The organism is Paenibacillus sp. GD4 (genome assembly GCF_030846225.1).
GTDB classification, from domain to species: domain Bacteria; phylum Bacillota; class Bacilli; order Paenibacillales; family NBRC-103111; genus Paenibacillus_G; species Paenibacillus_G silviterrae.
The window spans coordinates 1,328,654-1,348,265 of record NZ_JAVCYK010000001.1; the positions used below are offsets into that span (position 1 = coordinate 1,328,654).

Below are 19,612 nucleotides of genomic sequence, written 5' to 3' on the forward strand. Positions count from 1 at the left end.
TTTTGGTACAATGAAGGTATCAAAACTTTATGGAGGTGCCAGCCATGCAATGGGAAGAAGTTCGTAAGATATATCCTGACCAATACGTGAAGCTGCAAATCCTCGCATCCCACACCGAAGGCAATATGAAATACGTGGACGAAGTTGCCTTAATTAAAGCGATACAGGATCCCAAAGAGGCAACCCAAGAACTGCTTCGTTCGAAGGACGGCATTATTGTGTCGCACACCTCGAATGAAGAGCTTAAGATCGAGCTCCGCACTCTTAGAGGCTTTAGAGGAGTTGTCCAATATGATAATTGAACTCGTGGATGGACTGCTGCAAACCACGATTAAGATAAATTATAAGGGACAAGCCCTAACCATAGACAAGCTGGTCATTGATACCGGCGCGTCTCATACACTGTTATCCGCCGATGCTGTGGCTGATATTGGAGTTTATTTTGAAAACGGAGACGAAATTATCAGTGCTATCGGCATCGGCGGCGAGGAGAGCTGCTTTAGAAAAGCGTTTGATTCTGTTACACTTGGCAATTTCCAGGTAGGGAATTTTAAGCTTGATGTTGGGGCTCTTCATGAGAAGCTTGAGATTAATGGTCTTTTAGGTTTGGATTTGCTTATGGCTGCAAATATTGTTTTGGATTTGTCGGAGCTTGTCATGTATACAACAAAAGGAAAAAGCTAAGTTACCAATTAGATGGAAGCTCAGCTTTTTTACCCTAATATACCTATTATATTATTATGAGAATTTTGACATCAATTTAGTCAGCGCGAGTACAGAATCTTCCTCACAATTATTGTTTGTACCAAGTTACCCAGAGAATGCTTTTGATAAGACCGACTGTTTTTATAAATCTATCTGATCCCCTAAAGTAATCAGTTCAATGATATCCGCTTACTTTTTCGAAGAGAGATCTAATAAGAAGCACCATCTCCTTGTGTTCTTCTACAGGCGGTAGTGGGTAAGTGCACATACATGTATACGTTTCATTGACTGATGGATTTCTTCAGAAATATATGCTATATTATCAAGTTCCATCTCATTTTGATATACATTCTGACTCCTTATGAACGGTATACCTTCATTTGGTTTGGATCTCGCGGAGCTTGTAATACATACAAGACAAAAAGGGCTGCCATAAGAAATAGCTACGCTGCGCATGAACAACCCAACCTCGTCTCAAACCCCGCATACTCCCCCGTCCCACTGCATACATATGGTATGAACCTTAAAACTCCTTGCCGGAGGGGGACGGACGATGAACCACGATGAATACATGAAGCAGCTCAACTATGCGATCGCGGAAATTACCGAAATCGCGCAAGGCTTCGGACTCGATTTTTACCCGATGCGGTATGAAATTTGTCCGGCCGATATTATCTACACGTTTGGCGCTTACGGGATGCCGACTCGCTTCTCGCACTGGTCCTTTGGCAAGACCTTTCATAAAATGAAAATGCAATACGACCTCGGTCTGAGCAAAATTTACGAGCTCGTTATCAATTCCGACCCCTGCTACGCCTTCCTGTTGGATGGCAACTCCCTCATCCAGAACAAGCTGATCGTAGCTCACGTACTCGCTCACTGCGACTTCTTCAAGAACAATGTCCGCTTCTCCAAAACGAACCGCAACATGGTCGAAAGCATGTCCGCCACAGCCGAGCGCATCAGGCAATACGAGATGCAATACGGGACGGAGGAGGTCGAGCGCTTCATCGACGCCGTGCTGGCCATTCAGGAGCATGTCGATCCGCTGATCATGAAGCCTTACCACCGCCAGCGCGAGGAGCGCGATCCCCGCAACAACCAGCTAAGGGAAAAGCCGGAGCGCCAATTCGGCTATGAGGATCTCTGGGACTTGGATGAGCGTAACAAGGATAGCTCCGAGAAGCCGAAGCAGCCGCAATCGAAGTTCCCGCCGGTAAAGCAGAAGGACATCATGCTGTTCATTGAGGAGCACGCCCACTATCTGAAGGATTGGCAGCGCGACATCATGACGATGCTTCGCGATGAGATGCTCTACTTCTGGCCGCAGATCGAAACGAAAATCATGAACGAAGGCTGGGCCTCCTACTGGCATCAGCGCATCATGAGAGAGCTCGATTTGACGGAGGACGAAACGATCGAATATGCCAAGCTGAACTCCTCCGTCGTTGTCCCTTCGCGCCACTCGCTTAATCCTTACTATCTGGGACTCAAAATTTTCGAGGACATCGAGAAACGCTGGGATAACCCTACTCCGGAAGAACGGGAACGCTTCGGGCGTAAGGGCGGTGAGGGACGGCAGAAGATGTTCGAGGTCAGGGAGGTCGATTCCGACATCTCCTTCATTCGCAACTATATGAACAAGAAGCTGGTCGAGGAGCTGGATCTTTACGTTTTTGAGAAAAAGGGGCCGGAATGGAAGATCACCGACAAGTCGTGGGAAAACATCCGCGATCAGCTGGTTTACTCGCGGGTGAATGGCGGCTTCCCCTACATCTCGGTGGACAACGGGGATTATGAACGAAACGGCGAGCTCTATTTGTTCCACGAATACGAAGGGATGGAGCTGGATCTCAAGTATGTGGAACGCACCGTCCCTTACATTCATCAGCTGTGGGGCAAGACGGTGCATCTGGAAAGTGTTGTGGAAGGAAAGCCGGTATTGTTCTCGTATGACGGGAAGAAGCATCAGAGGAAGTTTCTATAATGACAAAGAAGCCGCGCCGGTTGCTGGAGAAGCATCCGCCGCGGCTTTTTTGTTACAGATCGGCAAGCACTGCCGCAAGATGACACTCCAATCGATCCCTCATCATAGCAGGCGTTAGATGGGTCACACCGCAGGCTGTCCAGCCGGAGTATACCTCCGGAGGCCCCGGCAAAAATTCGAGAATGGAGACAAGCTCCCAATACGGCTGGTAATCGAAATCATCCCCCGCGAGACGGCGGTAAGCCGACAGGAAGGCTCCCGCCGTCTCAGGCCCGAACAGAAGCGCCAGGTTCAGGCGGCAGTGGCCGACATCGACCCCGGCAGGGCCGCGGCAGGCGTTCACCCAGTCCACAACTCCACTTACCCGGCCGTCCTGCCAGAGCACATTGGTCGGGTGATAGTCCCTGTGGAGGAATACCGTCCTTCCCTCCGGTGGCGGCTGTCGAACGATGCGGATCGCTTGTTCCCACAAAGCCGGCAGCTCCGTCCATGACGGTACCGTTAAGCTATCGCAATCGTTATAGCTGAAATAGGTCCAGGCATGTTCTTCTCCCGTGCAGCGATGAATCTGTACGAGAGGCTCGGCCAGCCGGTGCAGCCACACATCCATTCGAACAGGCTGCAGGTCTACATGACCTGGCAGCAGGGACATCAGGACTAGCGGTCTCCTTTGATCATCTACTCCCTCTTCATGGAAGCCGATCACCCGGGGCACGGTAACTCCAGTTGTCTCGGCAAGCCCCAAGCTGCGAGCCTCATGGAGCGCGAGATCAGGTTCCTTTTCCAGCCACTCCCGGTTCGTGAACTGCCTGAGCACGAGCTGATGCAAGGAGCCCCGGCTCCTAAGCACCACCCGGTGTACCGCCGAGGAAGCGCCGCCCGGCATGGGCTGAACCGATTCAACGGAAGCGTCGGTACCTACACATGCAGCAGCCCATTGCAGCGATGCAGAAGATGGAAAATCAGCCATACGCAACCCTTCCTTCATTAAGTAATCAGGATGAGGCCGGCGGGTAGCAGAGAACGATGTCCAATCGGTCCTCTGCTTCACAAGACCAATGAAGGCCCCGCACACCTGCCGGTATGAACAAACGATCGCCCTGCCGTACGGCCATATTCCCTTGTTCCCAGCGGACGCTCCCGCTACCGGAGGTCACGATAGCTACAGCGAACGTACCGGAAGGCTTCAAGGCATAACTTCCTGTAACCGTAACCCGGTTCATCCGAAAGCGGTCGGTATCCTTGGCCCCGATTAGCTCCCACTCGGTCCCGCCTACCGTGTCCGATACGGTAACCGGTGTTTTGCGATAACGGGCCAGCGCCTCTTCGTAGCTATAGGTGTCATAGTGGAAGCAATCCAGCATCCGCTCGAAGCCCAGCCCCTGATGGCAGGCCTGATCCGGGACCGCATGTCCCCTCGGCGTCGTTCGCTCGGTTCGTAGCGTAAGATCCGTCGGCTCCTGAATCTCGATCAGGAAGCAGCCGCTGCCGATGGCATGCGGCACGCCTCCCTCGACGAGGAACACATCACCCTCCTGTACCGGAATGCGGTGAAGCGCGTCGATCATCCCGGGAATGTCCTGCTTATCGAACAGCTCCTTCCACCGCTCGCGCGTCACGCCCGGCTTGAACCCGAACAACACGTACGGCTCCTCGCCGTCGATCGGTCTGCCGCCTAGAACATACCACGCTTCCGTTTTCCCGAACGCGGAGTCGAATGCCTCCTTGGCGAAGGCACGGTCCGGATGCACTTGGATCGTCAGCCGCTCCGCCGCGTCCAGCACCTTTACGAGCACAGCCGTCTGCTTCCCGAAGGCGGCAGCATGACGGGTCCCCAGCATCGCCTCCGGGTAAGCTTCGATCAGATCCTTCAGCAGCGGCCCCGTTGAGCTGCCGGGAAGCACTATGCGGCTATACCCCTCAACGAGGTGCTCTCGCCCCACGTTCTTTGCCTTGACCACAGAGGCCACCCATTCTTCCGGGAAATCGTCATCCGCCGCTTCACTTTGCCCGAGCCAAGCCTCCAATGCTTTCCCGCCCGAATAAGTGCGCCACACCCGATTGGATTGCAGCTTTAACGGCTGTACCGTTAGTGAAGCGGATATGCGTTCGCTGTTTGTCATCCTCGTGTTCCTTCCTGGACATAAAGGACCTAGAACACAAGATTGCTTGCGCTTAGGTCCTTTCCTTTTATAATGAGCTTATAAATTTATACCCAACGCCATGCACATTAATAATGTACTGCGGATTGGAAGGATCCGGCTCGATCTTCTTGCGAAGATTGCTTACATGAACAATGATCGTTCTTGTATCATTAAAGCTCTCTTGGCCCCATATTTCCCGGAACAGCTGCTCATGCGAGAAGGTTTGCTCCGGACGGGAGGCAAGGAAGCTGAGCAGGTCGAATTCCTTCCGGGACAGCGTGACTTCCCCGCCGTTGACTCGCACGACGCGGCTCAAGCGGTCGATCTGGATAGAGCCTATCGTCTGCTTGGCGCCGCCGGCTTCCTTCTCGCCGCCGGACAGATGAGGTCTGCGCAAATGCGCCTTCACCCGGGCGATCAGCTCATTCGGGCTGAAGGGCTTGGTCATATAATCGTCGCCCCCGAGGCCGAGTCCCATAATTTTGTCCGTCTCATCCTTCTTGCAGCTTAAGAACAAAATCGGAGCTTGGGTTCGCTCCCGTATCTCCTGACACACCTCAAACCCGTTTTTACCAGGAAGCAGCACATCCAGAATGATTAGCTCGGGCTGCTCCTCCATCACAATGTGGGCCGCGTTCTGGCCGTCCTCAGCCTGGACGACGCGAAACCCGTTTTTCTCCAAGTATAAACGAATGACCTCCTTTATCTCCGGGTCGTCTTCGATAACCAGTATTTTCGCACCGATCAAGGTTCTCACCACCATTCAGTGTATCTTTCTGCCGATTCTCTTGCTGCTATTGCAAGCATAGTCCAACATTTTCTAGGAATCAAGTGTCTCTTCTACCGGAATTGTGAAGCAAAGAACCGTTCCGACCTGAAGCTGCGTTCGCTCTACCCAGATGCGGCCCCCGTGGGATTCGACGATTTCCTTGGAAATCGATAGACCCAAGCCCTTCCCCCCGGTAACAGTGTTTCTCGATTTGTTGCTGGTATAGAAGCGGTCGAAGACGAACGGTAAATCCTCCGAAGGAATGCCGAGCCCCGTATCGATGATGCGGCAGAGCATCCGTTTTCCGTCGTCGGACATCTCTACCCGAATGGAACCCCCTTCAGGTGTGAACTTGATGGCATTGAAGATGAGGTTCGAATACATCTGATGCAGTCTCTCGACATCCACCAAAACCGAAGAGTAACGCTCCCCTTCTACCGCCGGCGGCAGGATTTCCAGCGTATAGTCAATGCCCGCATTCCGCGCGTCCAGCTCGTAACGGGTGAACAGCAGATCCATCAGACGGTCGGTAGACACCGTTTGCTTCTTGAACGTCACCTGACGCGCCTCCAGCTGAGATAGCTGGAATAAATCCTCGATCAGCCGGTCCATACCGATCACCTTCGCATGAATGAGCCGCAAATACCGGTCGCGCTGCTCCTCATGATCCACAAGCCCGTCGAGAATTGCCTCAAGATAACATTGAATCGTCGTGAGAGGTGTGCCGAGATCATGCGAGATGTTGCTGAGCAAATGGCTTCGCGATCGTTCCAAGCGGGACAGCTCGTCGTTTTTACGTTTCAACGCTTCGTTCACGTGCTCAAGATCAATGGTTCGTTCCTTGATTTTGGCATACAGTCCGCTGTTCATGACCGTCAGCTCCGCGGACAGCTTCTCCTCGGTTGCATAAGCCTTGGACAGCTTAATCGAGAGCAGCACCGATTGGCAGAAAATGAACACCAGCAGGCCGAACGCGGACATTTTGTCCGTGGTTTGCACAAGCTCGTGAGCATACAGCATATCGTTTATAATGGTAGCGGCGAAGATGCCGCAGGCCAGGAGCAAAATACCCGCGCCTTCTTTTTTCCGAATGTAAGCTCTCCCGACGATAAGCAAGATGTAGGTTACGCCGGCGACGATGATCAATTGCATAACAACGAGTATTTTGGTAAAAAGAATCGTAGGCAGCACAGCCATGATAACAGAGTACATTACCGTTACGATACCGAAGCCGTAGCTGACCTTGCGTGAGCTTTCCTCCGGGTATAAGCACGCAAAAAACAATACAAACAACGGCATGCTTAAGGTGGCCGTCAAGTATTCGAGGTTCATCTCAAGCACCCAGCTGAAGTCCGGAATGAGCTTCGTCAGCAGAATCTCCCCGAGCAGTGAAATTCGTAGGCTGATCAACAGGCAGAACAGTCCGAAAAACAGCATGGCCGCTTCTTTCTTGCGGACGGCGAACAGCCCGAGATGATACAGCCCCATGATCAGCAAACTGCCGATCAGCAGCGTATCGAAACCGACGGAGAGCTCCATCGAACGGGAAATATCCTGAAACTGCCCGAACTCAATCGGGTAACGCAAGCCCCCCTTTTGATGATCGAAATTGGCTACCTGCAGGACCAGCTCAATCTCGGAGGAGTGGGTATGCAGAACAACAAGCTGAGGCAAAAATTGCGGACGGATCTGTTCGGCGGATGGGGCCACAACGCCCGCGGAAGAAATCTTCTCCCCGTTGGCATACAAGGTATATGCTGTAAAGACGGTCGGTATCCGCATCGCAAACGTTTGAGTCTCGTAGGGCAACAGAAGCTTCAACCGATAGGTGGCATAGCCTACGCCCGGAAGCTCGCTGCCGCTGCGAAGCCGATCCCCATGCCCGTTCCAAGAGCCGGGTACATGGATATAATCTTTGACAAGACGTGCCTCGTCCGTATAGAAGCTCCTCGGCTCCAGCAGCTGATTCCAATAAAACTCCCATTCCCCGTTAAGCAGCACCGAGCCGTTCGTTTCAAAATTCCATTCGGATAAATTCATATTCCCATTCGTCACCCGCGGGTAGTTTTGTTTGGTGAACGTCCCCGTCATATAAAAGAGGACATAAGCGGCAACAAGCAAAACAAGCAGGATGACGACCTTCGTAGTACGCTGATTGGCAGCTTTGCCCATAGGCTGGTAAACCCCCTTACGCTTAGACAGTATCCATTCGATGCGAAGGAGACCAAATCCTGCCTTATGCGCAAACTCCCCTGCTAAGCCTTGGCAGCTTATCAGGGGAATGCAACGCTTCTAAACTTATTGGTGAATAAAAGAAAGTGCCGTATCCAGATAGCCTTCCTCGCGGTTCATAACCGCCAGATCGCTCGTTCCGTTGCCGTCGAGATCCGCAATGAGAGGCTGCAGCCCCGAGCCTCCACGGCCCCACGGCCCGTAAAAGGAGAGAAGCTTATATTCGTCGTTCTCCTGCTTAAGATATACGGACCCGCTCATGGAATCCGGGTCCCATCGCAGCACGTCTTCCCGGCCATCGCCGTTAAAATCCCCCAGCTTCAACACTCCGCTCTCATTAGGTACCGAAACGGCTGTTCGTTGGAGCCTCCAAGTGAGGGAGCCGATATCCGGGATAAGCTCAAACCCGCTGCTGGCACCGGATTTCACGGATAGGAGAGATGTGATGCCCTCCTGTCCCTTGTGCAGCTGGAGCTCCGCCTTCTGCTCGCTTCTGAAGCTGAAGGGCTTCAGGGGCTTGACATCGCCTCCGGAGGTAACGAGCAGTCCGTTCAGCTGGCGCCGGTCCTTGGACAGCCCTGCCAGCAAGCTGGCTCCATTCGCTTGAGGAATGACGATCATCGTAGACCAGCCGGCCTGCTCCGTTCGCCAGGAGCCCTCCCTCCGGAACTGACGCCCGGTAACCCGGTAGCTTTCCAGCTGCCCCTTCGGCGAAAGGGTCCACAGCACGGCTGACCGAGAACCGTCGGCTCCGCTTAGGGCGGCTGTCGCCCCTTGAACGTAAGCCGCTTGGCCCCATAGAGCGGGAGCCGGCTGTGCCTCGTTCCGCTGTCCGCGGAAATTGCACTCGACGACATGCAGATTGCCGGTCTTGGTATCCCACGTGACCAAATCCGCCTGCCCGTCCCCGTTCACATCGCCGACCATCGACTTGCTTCCGCCGGATAACCCAATGCTATGAGCGGGTGTAAAGGGTACATAATCCTGGATGGAATAGAAGGTATACCCTTTTGCGCGCAAACCGGCAATGAGCTTCTGCAGCAAGCTGCGGTTCGTATCCGGCAGCCGATATTCCGGAATTCCGTCTCGCATTACGGGCTCCCCATCCTCATTGATTACGGGAATCAGCTGCTTGAAATCCAGAAAGGGATGAAAGAAGAAGGAGGCGACATGGCCCGTTGTGCCCACCCGATCCACAATGACCTTCTCGTCCTTATTATACGGAATATAATCATAGGGAGTCGGAATGTAAGCCGCGCCCAGCGAGGACGCTCCTGATGCTTTATTGCGTTTGTTTTCGTAATGAACCGTCTGAGCGTTCCTGTGCTCTTGCACTTCAGCCTGGTAATGAAGACCAAAGTAGGAGCGGAAGACTTGATCCTGCTCCGGCGTGGAGCGATAATGCGGCGCTTCCCAGAATTGAGGCTTAAGACCTACATGCTCCAGTACGGCCAAGCCCTCCTTCATACGCTGTTCTCCGTAAGACGCCGGCATCGTCTCCGCGCTTCCCGGGTTATTGAACTCGTTGCCGATACCCGATTCGTGATGTCCGTCATCTCGGCGCACACTGCCTACCTGATGCGTATAGCCATGCATGCCAAGCGTTGCTCCGCCCCTGACCGCGTCTTTTAATATTTGTACAAAAGCCGCCGCTAGCGGATTGTCCGTTTGATCCAGACTTACATCATAACGGGAGCCGTCCGGAGAAATATTGATCCACCTTGGGATTACGGCCAAATGATAGGAAACCTTCTCATCGCGCAAGTACTCCAGGATCGCTCGAAGCTTGCCGAGCCCTTCCGGCGTCTCGTACTGGCCTCCCGGTCCGATGTCCTCCAGACGCATCATGACGAACTTCGGCAGCCTGGCTTCGCCTTCTACCGAAATCATATGGTAAGCGGTTACAATCACGCTTACCAGCAGTACCGAGACTACATAACGCGCAAGCTTATATTTGCGAAAAAAGGCCATGGACCATCCTGCTCCCTCTTACTCTAGTAATCTATTCATAACAAAGTCTCATAGATGCAGCTTCTGAGATATTGTAACAGATTTCGACAATGCCGAACATGGTTTTCCTTGGGAAATAGAGAAAAAAAAGAACATTTTTCAGGGCCGCTGCGTCCATGATTACGATTATGCTGCGATCGCTTCATCCATGCATGCGTATTCCTTGCTTCTGGTTCGTTCGTCCGGATGAACCCCCGGAAGGCATATGTTATAATGAAACAATTCACGAAATTCGCAGCAGGTAAGAAAGCGAGGACATTATGCCATCATTACAACGAAAACTTGCCTTAATGTTAACGGCAGCCGTATGGCTCACATCGGCTTGCTCCGATCCATCGGCAGGACAGCAGCAGCCTGCCCAGAGTTCACCGGCTCCGGCCTCTCCCGTCAGCGGCAAAGCTGGAAATCAAAGCATTACCGATCTGGACGTCACTCCCGCCGCGCTTGTCATAGCGCCGGGTGCGAAGCAGAAGCTCACCGTCACAGGTATTGCGAAGAATGGAAGTAAGAAGGACATGACTTCGGAGTCCGGAGTGGTTTATCAGTCGAGTTCAAACGAGGCGGCGACGGTTGCAGCTGACGGCACCATCAGCATATCGCCGGGGACGAGAACCGGTACACGGGTGACTATCACGGTCCAATCACAAGGAATCAAGAAGGAAGTACCGCTGACCGTCAAATATGCGCTCGCCGATACGGTAACCTCAGCTTCCATGGTTACCAACCCTTCCGATATCATAGCTGTCGTCAACAAAACCCGGGCGCTGCCCCCGGACTATGCACCGGACAAATCCGATCTGGTAGAGCCGAACGTTCCGTTTACCTTTAAGGAGAAAAGCGAGAAGAAGCTGATGCGGACGGAGGCCGCACGTGCGCTGGAGAAGCTCTTCGACCAAGCGGCGAAGGAGCAGATCAAGCTGGCCGGCGTCTCCGCCTACCGCTCCTACGCTTCTCAAAAATCCATTTACAATAATAATGTAAAAACACAAGGGGAAAAGCTTGCCTCGCAGTACAGCGCCAAGCCTGGGCAGAGCGAGCACCAAACCGGCCTCGCGATCGATGTCTCCAGTCCGAGCGCCAAGTATGCTTTGGAGGAAGTATTCGGCACGACGCCCGAGGGCAAGTGGCTTGCCGCGAATGCCTGGAAGTTCGGCTTCATTCTTCGATACCCGAAGGGCAAAGAAAGCATTACCGGCTACAGCTATGAGCCATGGCACATTCGCTACGTCGGCATCGAGCTCGCCAAGGAGATTACGGAAAAGGGAATTACGCTTGAAGAGTACTTTCAGGATGCCGTGCCCGTCTCCAAGCCTTCTGCCGGCAAGCCTTAATCTACCTATTCTATATTAAAAAAATAGGAGCGGTTTCTTAGATTTTTGAAGGGTGGCCATCTGCGAGTCAGTGGCCAAATGTCTTCAGCGCGAGTTTTGGCTTGCCGTCAACACCTTAAAGTGATAATCCTAATGACGGCAATCAAGATGTTTGAGCTCAGGCTGAAGGCATTTGGCCACGGTGGACGATAAGATGACCACATCTTCACGATTCTAACGCAACAGCTCCTATTTCTTCACTGCCACGACCCGAATTCTCCGGTAGTCCGCTACCCACGTATCCCCGTTCCATAAGACGGGCTTCAGCATTCTCTCACAGCTTCGATACGCCTCTTCTTGCTGCTCCTCGGTCAGTCCGTCGAAGAACATCCCAGCGAACGCCTTGAGCCAATGCCGTAATCCCTGCTCTCCTCCGCTAAGCGGTGTTGGGCGGTCGAACAGCTCGGCGTAGCCGACTTCAAAGCCGTGCTCCTCCAGCAGTCCCGTGTATTCTCCTACACTCGGAAAAAACCATGGGTGCCGTGCAGCTCCATCCACACCGAAGGGTGCTATCGATTGCAGGATCGCCTTCACCAGCTGTTCTACATTGCCCTTGCCTCCGAATTCCGCAACGAAACGTCCTTCTGTTCGTAATGCTTTATGAACGGAAGCCGCCACAAGCTGAGGACGTTTCATCCAATGGAGCGCTGCATTGGAGAAAACGGCATCGAAGGCAGGGACACCCGGAAGCCGAAAGGTTTCCCCGTCCCCCTGAATCCAATCCTGTTCGGGAAATTTGGCCCGCGCCTCAGCAATCATCGCCTCTGATTGATCCATCCCGAGTACATAAGCTCCGCTCCGGCGGATCTGATGGGCAAGATCTCCCGTACCGCAGCCCAAATCGAGAATACGTTCACCGGGGGCGGGCTTCAACAGCTCCACCACACCTCTTCCCAGTCGGGATACATAGCCGATGTGCTCGTCATAGTGCCCTGCATTCCATTCATTAGAGCTCTCCATCCGATTCATGTTCGATCACTCCTTCTCTTTGATACCCATTATCAGTCATGTAATCTTATTTGTGAAATATATAAATTAAATAGTTTCTATAGTTTTTATCTATTAAATTAACGAAGAATAATGTCGAATATGATTAAGATAGGCTTTAAAAAACGCATTTACTTCGAGAAACCGCTGAGGATATAATGTATTCATTGTTTCTATATTATTTTGCAATGGAGATTGACGCAGCATGACCTTCGTCTGGTATAATGAAATGAATGATACAGGCAGGTGATTTCAGATTATGCAAAAAATTCCAGTCACTCGCGATAAAAAGGGCTCTGACATCACCATCATCCATGCGGACGAGGTCATCAAAATCGAGTGCGTCAGAGATAAAGAATATATTTTACATACGGCTGCCGACAAGTTTTATTTGGCCTCATCCCTCGAAGCTTTCGAAGAGTGGCTTTACGAGGACGGGTTTCGGCTCATCGACCAGATGAATGTCGTCAACATGAATCACGTCAAGGAATATAACCCCAAGAAGGGAGTCGTCGTGCTCCAGCCTGCCGGAGCAGGGCGCAGCAAGACGGCCTCCGCGGCTTGGATCCACGGGGATCATATTCTGAACGTCATGAGCCTGCTTCGCAAAATGAAAGAGCTGGACAACGGACTCCCGCCCGAAGACGATGACGACGACGATATCTTCGAAACGATCCTCGCTCAGGAGGAGGATCATCGTTTCGCCAGATCGTATGCCATGATCAAGGCCTTATATGAGAAGAAGAAGGCGGAGCTCCTCCTGGAGCAAAGTGAGCTGCGTTACAAATCGTTGTTCGAGAATAACCCCGATCCGATCCTGTCGCTTAACCTGAACGGACTTATCACGAGCGTGAACCCGGCCATGTTCGAGGTAATGGGATATACTCCTGAGGAATTGATCGGCAAAACAATCGATACGCTCGTCGATCCGGAGCAGCTGGCGATGTGGACCGCCAATTTCCAGGGGGCTCTGCAAGGAGCTACTCCCCATTATGAGATTACGTTCCACCACATAAACGGCAAGTCGGTTCAGCTCAGCGTGCTGAATTTTCCTATCTACGTCAATAAGCAGATCTCCGGGGTTTACATGATCGGTCAAGACATCAGCGAGCGCAAACGCTCCGAAGAGATGCTCATCCGAAGCGAGAAGCTGTCCGTCGTCGGGCAAATGGCTGCCGGAGTAGCCCATGAAATCCGTAACCCGCTCACGTCGCTCAAAGGCTTCGTACAGCTGATGCAGACAAAAATCGGGGGATACGACAGCTATTTTCAAATTATGATGGAAGAGCTGGATCGCATCAATTTTATTGTGAGCGAATTTCTGGTCATTGCCAAGCCGCAATCCGTAAAATTCCGGCCCGTCAATGCGGACAGTATCCTGCAGAGCACCATGCTCCTGCTGGGCTCTCAAGCACTGATACACAATATCGATATTCGTACCCATTCGGAACAAGAGCTGCCCCCCATCAATTGCGACGAAAATCAAATTAAACAGGTCTTCATTAATATATTGAATAATTCCATTGACGCGATGCCCGACGGAGGCGAAATTCGAATCGAGCTGCGAAAGCACGATGAGCGGCATCTGCTGATCCGGTTCATCGATCAAGGCGGAGGCATTCCGGAGGACCGGCTCCCCCGCTTGGGAGAGCCCTTCTACACTACGAAGGAGAAGGGAACCGGGCTCGGGCTCATGGTCACCTTCAGAATCATCGAAAATCACGGCGGCAAAATGCGCTTTTTCAGCGAGCTTGGCCGCGGAACGACGGTGGAGCTGCTGCTGCCTTATGTCTAGTCGCCTTCAAAACAACAACGATCCCCTGAACTGCATTTGCAGCTTAGGGGATCGTTTCGTTACCTCGGGTTTATCGGTTCAGCAGGCTTCCTACGTAGCGAAGCAGCTCATTGGCGGAAGCGGCCGTATAGCCATGCTCCTCAACCAGGCGGTTAATGACCTCATTGATACGCTTCAGCTGCTGCTCATCCGGCGTCTTCGTGGAGGTTGTAATCTTGACGATGTCCTTCAGGTCGGCGAAGAGCTTCTTCTCAATCGCCTCGCGCAGCCGTTCATGGCTGCTGTAATCGAAGCGTCTGCTCTTCCGTGAATAGGACGACATCCGGATCAGAATCTCCTCGCGGAACGCCTTCTTCGCATTCTCGCTGATGCCGATCTGTTCCTCAATCGAGCGCATCAGCCTCTCATCCGGATCCATCTCCTCGCCGGTGAGCGGATCCTTGATTTTCGACCAGTTGCAATAAGCCTCGATGTTGTCGAGGTAGTTGTTAAAGAGCGTTTTGGCGGACTCCTCGAAGGAATATACGAACGCCTTCTGGACTTCCTTCTTCGCGATTTCGTCATACTCCTTGCGCGCGATGGAGATGAAGTTCAGGTATCGCTCCCGCTCCTCCTTCGTGATCGAAGGATGCTGATCCAGTCCATCCTTAAGGGCGCGGAGCACATCAAGGGCATTGATGAACTCCAAATCCTGGCGAATCAGCGCGCTCGAAATTCGGTTGATGACATAGCGCGGGTCTATCCCCGACATGCCCTCCTCAAGGAACTCGTTCTGCATTTCCTTCAGATCCGCTTCCTTGTAGCCTTCGACCTCCTCCCCATCGTACATCCGCATCTTCTTGACGAGATCCATCCCCTGCTTCTTAGACTCCTTCAGCCTGGTAAGAATGGAGAAGATCGCTGCGGCACGCAAGCTGTGCGGAGCAATATGGACATGGGCCATATCGGACTGGCTGATGAGCTTCTGGTAAATCTTTTCCTCTTCCGACACCTTCAGATTATATGGAATCGGCATGACGATCATCCGGGACTGGAGGGCCTCGTTCTTCTTGTTGGCGATGAAGGACTTATACTCGGATTCGTTCGTGTGGGCAATAATCAATTCATCCGCCGAGATCAGCGCGAACCGCCCTGCCTTGAAATTGCCCTCCTGTGTCAGGGAAAGCAAATTCCAAAGAAATTTCTCGTCACACTTCAGCATTTCTTGAAATTCCATCAGACCGCGGTTGGCCTTATTCAGCTCCCCGTCAAAGCGGTATGCGCGGGGATCCGACTCCGAGCCGTACTCCGTTATCGTCGAGAAGTCAATGCTTCCCGTCAAGTCCGCAATGTCTTGAGATTTCGGATCGGACGGGCTGAAGGTACCGATACCTACTCGGCTTTCCTCCGAAATGAGCACGCGCTCGACAAGCACTTCTTCAATACGTCCTCCATACTCATCTCTCAATCGAATTTGGCAGGACGGGCACAGGTTGCCTTCGATTTTGATGCCGAGCTCCTTCTCCACCTCCGGGCGAAGCTCATTCGGGATGAGATGGAACGGATCCTCGTGCATCGGGCAGCCTTTAATCGCATAGACGGCTCCTTCATCGGTTCGGGAGAACTGCTCCAGTCCGCGCTTGAGCATCGTGACGATGGTAGACTTGCCTCCGCTGACCGGCCCCATCAGGAGCAGGATCCGCTTGCGCACATCGAGACGCCGCGCGGCTGAATGGAAGTATTCTTCAACCAGCTTCTCTACAGCCGAATCGAGACCATAAATTTCCTTCTCGAAGAAGTTGTACTTCCTTTGGCCGTTCGCCTCCACGATGCCTTGGGAGGCGATCATCTCATACACCCGAGCGTGCGCGGTCATAGCAAGGCTTGGCTGTGTGCGAACCTTATCGATGTAAGCTGCGAAAGTTCCGGTCCAAGCCAGCCTTTCGGTTTCGGTGCGATAATCCGCGATCTTTTTGAATATGTCCATGGGTCTACCTCCTCCGGGTTTCGCAGTCGCGAAACCTGCTTTGTAAGCATTGGCTACGGGGTTTGACAAATGCGTGTGACTCCGACTGCTTGAGCAAAAAAACAATAGGTACTTCAAACATGCGCCGGTCAAAGGAAGCTGGACTGGGTGCATTCCGTGCATGGACGCTTTACAGGTTTGACAATTGACTGCCTCTTCGGCTAACGCGTTAGCTCTTCTTCTTCGAAAGAAGTGTATTAAATACCTATGCAGAAAGAGGAAAGAAGTTGACCGAAAATTTCAAACAATTTTAAAAGAGCGACCCGGAGGGACGCTCTTTTTGTAAAGGAACCTATAATGCTTCAAGAGGCGGTATGCTATAATGCAAAGAGAAGTACCACGCAGAGAAAGGGGCGTCACACCATGCCGATAAAAAGTGAAACGGAGCTGTACGCTCCTGTCAAAGCTTATCTCGAGGAGCTAGGATACAGTGTGCGCGGCGAAGTGAACCACTGTGATCTCGTAGCCATGCGCGAGGATGAGGCTCCCCTCATCGTCGAGCTGAAGAAGAGCTTCTCGATTCCGCTGCTGCTGCAGGCGATCGACCGGCTTAAGATCACCCGCAATGTCTATGTAGCCTTCGAGCTGCCCAACAAGGGGAAAGCACCGCATGGGGCCAGCTGGCCCGAGCTGCGCAAGCTCTGCGGCATGCTAGGCATCGGGATGATGACGGTCCAGTTCTACAAAACCCGCAAGCCCCGCTTGCAGGTGGAATGTTACCCGCCGGCGGAGCGGCAGGAGCTGCTGCTGCCGCGTCACAATAAACGAGTAGCCACCCGGCTCGTCCAGGAGTTCCACGAAAGACGCGCCGATTACAACGTCGGCGGAAGCACGCAGCGCAAGCTGGTCACCGCCTATAGGGAGAAGGCGCTTCATCTGGCCATGATGCTGAAGCTCCATGGGCCGCTCAGTCCGCGCAGATTGAAGGGCCTAACCGGCAACAGCCATGCAGCTGCTTTCCTTCAGAGGAATGTATACCGCTGGTATGAGCGCGTGGAGCGCGGGGTATACCGACTGACTCCGCAAGGCGAGCAAGCGCTCGAGACGTATGCTCATGTGCTGGAAACATTGCCTGAGGCGCTTCCCGAGCAGCAGGCAGCCGGATCCAAGTAACCACGGCCAGCACGCCAAATAACCTCAGAGCTCACGTCTGAGGTTATTCCAAGACCATACTATACGGTTACAGCTGACCTTGCCCTTGCTTTGCGTTTCATCAGTTCCTTATGAATCCAGATGGCCGCCTGCGCCCCTTCTCCCATCGCTATGCTGACTTGCTCCGCATGAACCCCCACATCGCCGGCTGCCCATACACCGGTGACGCTGGTCATCTTCGTGCGGGGGTCGGTCACAATATGCCGATTCTCCATCCGCTCAACGCCGAGAGAGACGAACGGATCGGAAAACACCTGATTGCCCCCGAAGCCCAGAAATGCACGCTCCGCTTCAATGATTCTGCCGTCCGCCAGCCTGACTCCTGCCAGCTGCCCCTGCTCGGCATCCCCCTTCAGCAGCACCTCAGCGATCTCCGCCTCCTCGTAGCCGATCCCGAGCTCCTTCAGCTTATCCAGCTTCTCGCTGCCTACGATTTTCCGCTCATGATTGATATAGATCAACCGATCGGTGAAGTCGCGGAGCCCCACAGCTATGCTGGAACCGACATCCCCGGAGCCGAGCACCACCGTCATCTTGTCTCGAACCTCGTAGCCGTCGCAGTCGGGGCATACATATATCGTGAGCCCTAAGCAGGGCTCCAGGCCCGGGATCGACGGGTAACGATCCAGCACGCCTGTAGCGATGAGCAGCGTTTGAGCCCGATGGATTCCGCCGTCCGCGCAAGCAATTTCGACCGTATCGCCATCCTTGGCTGCTGCGATGACCTCGCATTCCTGAAACCTGACGCCAAGACTTTCTGCCTGCAGCCGGCCGACCCTCCGAAGCTCCTCGCCGGACACCCCGTCAGGGTAGCCCAGCAAATTATGATAGCTCCTGCACAGCGTGGAACGTCCGCGTCCTTTGTCAATCACCAGCACCTTATGCTGATACCGTCCCAATTGGATGGAAGCCTGCAGTCCGGCAATTCCGCCGCCTACCACAACACAATCGAACATTCAAGGCAACCGCCTTTCACCAGGTTTGCTTTTAGTTTATCCCCTTCCCAGACCGCCCCATGCAGCGGACCTTATCGAAACGCTTAGCAAAATTACACAGTCGTGCTCTTCCCGTGCGTCGACTCCCGCTCCTGAACCCCTGCCGGAGCATCCTCAGTATCAGCGTTTCGGCTTAGCAGCCATACCAGCCCGACCTGCAGAAGCGAAGTTGCCGATAGAACCCAGGGAAGCGTCTCATTGCCCAGGTAGCCCGTTACCAGCAGCATGAGAACGATGGAAACCACTCTTCCGGTATTGAGGAATACTTCCCTCATAACGACCGATTCCACCCGAAGCTGACCCTTCAACGGTAGCCCTCCCATGAGCCGGTAATAATAGGAAGTCACCGTGTTGCCCTGAAGCGGAGCGCAAACCGAATATAGCACCATGAAAGCAATCACCGTGAAGAGGCTCATTTTCCAAATAATAAACAGCGTACCCAGTAAAAACCCGATTGTGGACACCAGCACAAACCGCTTCGCCAAGCTCTCTGAACCGTACCTAGAGATGAAAAGGCCCGTCCCGATCCCCAAGCTCGCATACAGCACACCCAAATAGCCTACCAAATCCTCACGGCCCACAATCTCAAACAGCAGAATACTTGGGAGGAAAAGCATCAACCCTTGGAACAGCCCCATTACGGCAAAAGCGAACAAAGCCTTCAGCCAATCCGGCTCACGACGCATCAACAGCCCTACATACTTCAAGTAGTAGGCCTTGTGATGCGATTTCTTCGACTGAATCTTAAGACTCCCCAGCGCCGCTGCGAGGAACATCATAAAGGAGATGGAAAACACGATCGTATATCCTGTCAGCCCCTCATTCACTTTAATCAGAAATCCGGCAAGTGCAGGTCCGATCAAACCGGCCAAAGTGAACACAATACTGTTGATCGCCAGAAAGCGAATGCGGTTCTGGTCCGTAGATACGTCATACATGAGAGTTAAATACCCGGCCCAATAGAACGAACCTGATAATCCCCCGAATATCGCAAAAATGACATAGTAATCGACTACACGCTCTCCCGCCATAATGACGCATAAATAGAACAAGGCAATCAGTCCGATGCCGATCCGATAGGTCACCATCCGGTCCCTGCGTTTAATAATGTAGCCTCCGATGGCAAAAGCGAGTGGAGCGATGGCATAGTTGACGATGTTATACATGCCGTTAATCCACAAGCTGTGAGTGAGCCGCCACAAATACAGCATCAGGAACACGCCCGACATCGAGGCTCCGAACTGAAAGCAGAAATGAATAAATAATGCCGTGACGGCATCCTTCGACAAACGCTTCTCCGGCGGAATCCCTGATCTTCTCGACTCCAGCCAGCTTATCAACGGTAATGCCATCTCGTCAGCCCCTGTAGGGCAGCCTGCCTGTTTCAGGCTCATGAAGGCTGCCTTGCTCTTTTGACCATTGTAACAGCCTGCAGGTAGGCGTGTTAAATGCCATAATCGC

Annotated in this window: 15 protein-coding genes; 6 read left to right on the plus strand and 9 right to left on the minus strand. The window is 53.0% G+C overall.

Features of this window, described 5'->3' with window-relative positions; translation table 11 throughout:
* Window positions 1-44 precede the first annotated feature (44 nt).
* The 3 genes from RAC89_RS06380 (at window position 45) to RAC89_RS06390 (ending at window position 2,692) form a co-directional block, all read left to right on the plus strand.
* A complete protein-coding gene (locus RAC89_RS06380; RefSeq protein ID WP_306612513.1) occupies window positions 45-302 on the plus strand; it encodes a hypothetical protein in 258 nt (85 codons plus the stop codon).
* On the plus strand, window positions 292-684 hold the full coding sequence (locus RAC89_RS06385; protein ID WP_306612514.1) for a retropepsin-like aspartic protease: 393 nt from the start codon (window positions 292-294) through the stop codon (window positions 682-684). The genes RAC89_RS06380 and RAC89_RS06385 overlap by 11 nt, the downstream gene beginning before the upstream one ends.
* A gap of 574 nt (window positions 685-1,258) precedes the next feature.
* On the plus strand, window positions 1,259-2,692 hold the full coding sequence (locus RAC89_RS06390; protein WP_306612515.1) for a SpoVR family protein: 1,434 nt from the start codon (window positions 1,259-1,261) through the stop codon (window positions 2,690-2,692).
* A 52-nt stretch (window positions 2,693-2,744) separates the two neighbouring features.
* On the opposite strand, the gene RAC89_RS06395 is transcribed toward RAC89_RS06390, so the two are convergent.
* The 5 genes from RAC89_RS06395 to RAC89_RS06415 all read right to left on the minus strand — a co-directional run bounded on the left by RAC89_RS06395 (window position 2,745) and on the right by RAC89_RS06415 (window position 9,808).
* Window positions 2,745-3,662 carry a phosphotransferase family protein gene (locus tag RAC89_RS06395; protein ID WP_306612516.1) on the minus strand — a complete coding sequence of 306 codons (918 nt, stop codon included), beginning with the start codon at window positions 3,660-3,662 and terminating at the stop codon, window positions 2,745-2,747.
* 25 nt (window positions 3,663-3,687) lie between these two features.
* Window positions 3,688-4,815 (minus strand): type I phosphomannose isomerase catalytic subunit, encoded by a 1,128-nt coding sequence (locus RAC89_RS06400; RefSeq protein ID WP_306612518.1) that lies wholly within the window; start codon window positions 4,813-4,815, stop codon window positions 3,688-3,690.
* Between the two features lie 67 nt (window positions 4,816-4,882).
* Window positions 4,883-5,584, minus strand: coding sequence for a response regulator transcription factor (locus RAC89_RS06405; protein ID WP_306612519.1), 702 nt, complete (start codon window positions 5,582-5,584; stop codon window positions 4,883-4,885).
* 72 nt (window positions 5,585-5,656) lie between these two features.
* Window positions 5,657-7,777: a sensor histidine kinase gene (locus RAC89_RS06410; protein ID WP_306612521.1), complete on the minus strand. Its 2,121-nt coding sequence runs from the start codon at window positions 7,775-7,777 to the stop codon at window positions 5,657-5,659.
* A 126-nt stretch (window positions 7,778-7,903) separates the two neighbouring features.
* Complete coding sequence (locus tag RAC89_RS06415; protein WP_306612522.1) at window positions 7,904-9,808, minus strand: DUF2334 domain-containing protein; 1,905 nt, start codon at window positions 9,806-9,808, stop codon at window positions 7,904-7,906.
* Between the two features lie 329 nt (window positions 9,809-10,137).
* On the opposite strand from RAC89_RS06415, the gene RAC89_RS06420 reads away from it, so the two are divergent.
* Window positions 10,138-11,178, plus strand: coding sequence for a D-alanyl-D-alanine carboxypeptidase family protein (locus RAC89_RS06420; protein ID WP_306612523.1), 1,041 nt, complete (start codon window positions 10,138-10,140; stop codon window positions 11,176-11,178).
* A gap of 228 nt (window positions 11,179-11,406) precedes the next feature.
* Here the strand turns inward: RAC89_RS06420 and RAC89_RS06425 are convergent, their stop codons facing one another.
* The gene (locus RAC89_RS06425; protein WP_306612524.1) at window positions 11,407-12,186 is read right to left on the minus strand and encodes a class I SAM-dependent methyltransferase; all 780 of its coding nucleotides are present in this window, start codon (window positions 12,184-12,186) and stop codon (window positions 11,407-11,409) included.
* Between the two features lie 277 nt (window positions 12,187-12,463).
* Between RAC89_RS06425 and RAC89_RS06430 the strand changes: the two genes are divergently transcribed.
* Window positions 12,464-13,999 (plus strand): ATP-binding protein, encoded by a 1,536-nt coding sequence (locus RAC89_RS06430; protein WP_284641300.1) that lies wholly within the window; start codon window positions 12,464-12,466, stop codon window positions 13,997-13,999.
* A 70-nt stretch (window positions 14,000-14,069) separates the two neighbouring features.
* Here RAC89_RS06430 and RAC89_RS06435 read toward each other — a convergent pair whose 3' ends face one another.
* Entirely contained in the window at window positions 14,070-15,965 is a 1,896-nt protein-coding gene (locus tag RAC89_RS06435; RefSeq protein ID WP_306612525.1) for a PrkA family serine protein kinase, read from the minus strand.
* Between the two features lie 402 nt (window positions 15,966-16,367).
* Here RAC89_RS06435 and RAC89_RS06440 point away from each other — a divergent pair, with 402 nt between their 5' ends.
* Window positions 16,368-17,117, plus strand: coding sequence for a DUF2161 domain-containing phosphodiesterase (locus RAC89_RS06440; RefSeq protein WP_306612526.1), 750 nt, complete (start codon window positions 16,368-16,370; stop codon window positions 17,115-17,117).
* A 59-nt stretch (window positions 17,118-17,176) separates the two neighbouring features.
* Here RAC89_RS06440 and RAC89_RS06445 read toward each other — a convergent pair whose 3' ends face one another.
* Both RAC89_RS06445 and RAC89_RS06450 read right to left on the minus strand, forming a co-directional pair.
* Complete coding sequence (locus tag RAC89_RS06445) at window positions 17,177-18,112, minus strand: NAD(P)/FAD-dependent oxidoreductase (RefSeq protein WP_306612527.1); 936 nt, start codon at window positions 18,110-18,112, stop codon at window positions 17,177-17,179.
* 92 nt (window positions 18,113-18,204) lie between these two features.
* Window positions 18,205-19,503 (minus strand): MFS transporter, encoded by a 1,299-nt coding sequence (locus RAC89_RS06450; protein WP_306612528.1) that lies wholly within the window; start codon window positions 19,501-19,503, stop codon window positions 18,205-18,207.
* Window positions 19,504-19,612 lie beyond the last annotated feature (109 nt).